General features: G+C 74.3%; 2 protein-coding genes. Both read right to left on the bottom strand.

Annotated features, from left to right (window positions below):
* Nucleotides 1-51 precede the first annotated feature (51 nt).
* Nucleotides 52-1119: a lysophospholipid acyltransferase family protein gene (locus WD250_13715; protein ID MEX2621266.1), complete on the bottom strand. Its 1068-nt coding sequence runs from the start codon at nt 1117-1119 to the stop codon at nt 52-54.
* Nucleotides 1116-2168 carry an NAD-dependent epimerase/dehydratase family protein gene (locus WD250_13710; protein ID MEX2621265.1) on the bottom strand — a complete coding sequence of 351 codons (1053 nt, stop codon included), beginning with the start codon at nt 2166-2168 and terminating at the stop codon, nt 1116-1118. Before WD250_13710 ends, WD250_13715 begins: the two co-directional genes overlap by 4 nt.
* Between the last annotated feature and the right edge of the window lie 174 nt (nt 2169-2342).

Here is a 2342-nt window from a genome sequence, read left to right as displayed (position 1 = left end):
CACCCGGCACAGCGGAGCATCGCCTCCGCTGGCGCTCCGGCGATTCACGTCTCAGAAGAAGATCGACCGGCGACCCATGAGGTTGCGGTACAGCATCTGCTGGATCGTGTCGCGCACCCGGTCGGTGAGCTCGAAGACCGCCATCGGGTCGTCGGCGGCCTCCGGGCCGTAGGCGGTGGTGTCGATCGGCTCGCCGAAGTCAATCACCCACTTGGTGGGCAGCGGCACCGCCCCGAGCGGGCCGAGCAGCGGGAACGTCGGGGTCACCGGCAGGTACGGAAGGCTGAGCAGACGCGCCAGCCAGCGCACGTCGGCGAGCATCGGGTAGATCTCCTCGGCGCCGATGATGGCGGTGGGGATGATCGGCACCTGGGCGCGCAGCGCCACCCCGACGAACCCGCCGCGCCCGAAGCGCTGCAGCCGGTAGCGGTCGCGGTAGGGCTTGCCGAGGCCCTTGTAGCCCTCGGGCCAGACCCCGACGAGCTCGCCCTCGGCCAGCAGGCGCCGCGCGTCGTCGCCGCACGCCAGCGTGCTGCCGCTCTTGCGCGCCAGCGAGCTGATGACCGGCACCTTCAGCGCCAGGTCGGCGGCGAGCTCGCGCAGGTGCCGGCGGGCGGGGTGTTCGTCGAGCAGCGCCATCTTGGTCATGACCGCATCGAAGGGCAGCGTCCCCGAGTGGTTGGCCACCACCAGGGCGGGCCCCTCGTCGGGGACGTGCTCCAGGCTGACCGCCCGCACCCGCCAGTAGCGGTGGTACAGCGGTCGGGCCAGCGGCAGCATCACCTGCTCGGTGAGCTCGCGGTCGAAGCCGAACGCGTCGATGGCGTAGTCCCCGCTGAGGCGCCGGCGCAGGAACGCCAGGGCGTTGGCGATCGCGTCGTCGAGCTCGTCCCCGCCGGCCGCGCCGGCCGCGCCGGCACGGGCCTCGTGACCCCGGCCTTCGGCGGGCGGGGCGCCACCGGCGGGCTCGTGGATGCGGCAGTGCCCCGACGCCCCGGCGTAGTTGCGGCAGGTCCGCCCGCCGGCGACCACGGTCAGGCAGCGCTCGCGGCCGGCGCCGGCCATCCGCCGCCGTCCCTCGTCGAGGTTGATGATCTGGGCGTGCTCGGATTCGGTCACGTGGCACTCCCCCGTGCGGCGGTGCGGGTCAGCAGGCCGTGGACCCGCTGCTCGACGCGGGTCAGGGTCTCGGGGTCGACCACCGGGCTGACCCGGCCCGAGGCGAGGAAGTCGGCGAGGGCGGCGCGCGTCGAGTACGCCGGCTCGTAGCCGAAGTGCTCGCGCAGGCGGCTGATGTCGGCCACCCGCCCGTAGGTGAGGAACGCGAGCTGGTCGGGGGTGACGTCGATGCGCCCCGCGCGGCGCACCAGCCCGGCCACCCCGCCGACGAACGGGGGCGGCACCGGCACCGAGACCCGCCCGGCCAGGCGGATCGCCTGCGACAGGTAGACGATCCCCGGCCCCGCGACGTTGAAGATGCCGGGGTGGTCACCGCGGGCGGCGCGGTAGAGCACCTCGACGGCGTCGGTCTCATGGCAGAGCTGCACCCGCGGGTCGAAGCCGAGCACCGTCGGCACCGCCGGCAGGGCGAGGTAGCGGGTCAGCGGCGTCTGCGCGTTCGGGCCGATGAAGTTGGCGAACCGCAGCACCGTCAGGGCGACGTCGGCGCGTCGGCGGCCGAACGCGCGGGCGTAGCTCTCGACCTCGACGGCGTCCTTGCCGTAGCCGCGGTGCACCGCGGCGTCGGGGGCGGACTCCTCGCGCAGCAGCGCCGGGTTGGTGTAGGTCGAGCCGTACACCGCGGTGGTGGACTTCACGACCACCCGCGCCACACCCGGGCAGCGCTGCGCCGCACCGAGCAGCTGCATCGTGCCGAGGACGTTGCGCTCCTTCATGCGGGTGCGCCCGCCGGCATCGGCCGGGGTGGCGGTGATGTCCAGGTGCACGATGGTGTCCACACGCGCGTCCTCGACGAGCTTCGCGACCAGCGGCGAGCGCAGGTCGGCCCGCACGTACTCGGTGCGCGTCAGGTCGTGGCGGGGCTCGTGCAGGTCCAAGCCGGCCAGGTAGGCGACGTCGTCGTCGGCCTCCAGCCGTGCCGCCAGCTGCCCGCCGAGCTGCCCGGCGATCCCGGTGATCAGCACCCGGCGCCCCTGTTGGCTGCGCACGCTGGCTCCTCTCGTCTGGCTCTGCGGCGGTCTGCGCGAGATCCCTCCCCGCTACCGCGGTGGCTCGCCGTCGTTGCGCGTCGATGCAAGCCTAGGCCGCCGCGCGCCGTCGCGGAGACCTCGCCGTAACCGGCCGGGCCGGACCCTTGCGTCGGGCGGGCGGCTCGGGGCGTC

It is taken from the genome of Egibacteraceae bacterium (assembly GCA_040905805.1).
Lineage (GTDB): Bacteria > Actinomycetota > Nitriliruptoria > Euzebyales > Egibacteraceae > DATLGH01.
This window is presented reverse-complemented; position numbering and strand designations above follow the sequence as displayed.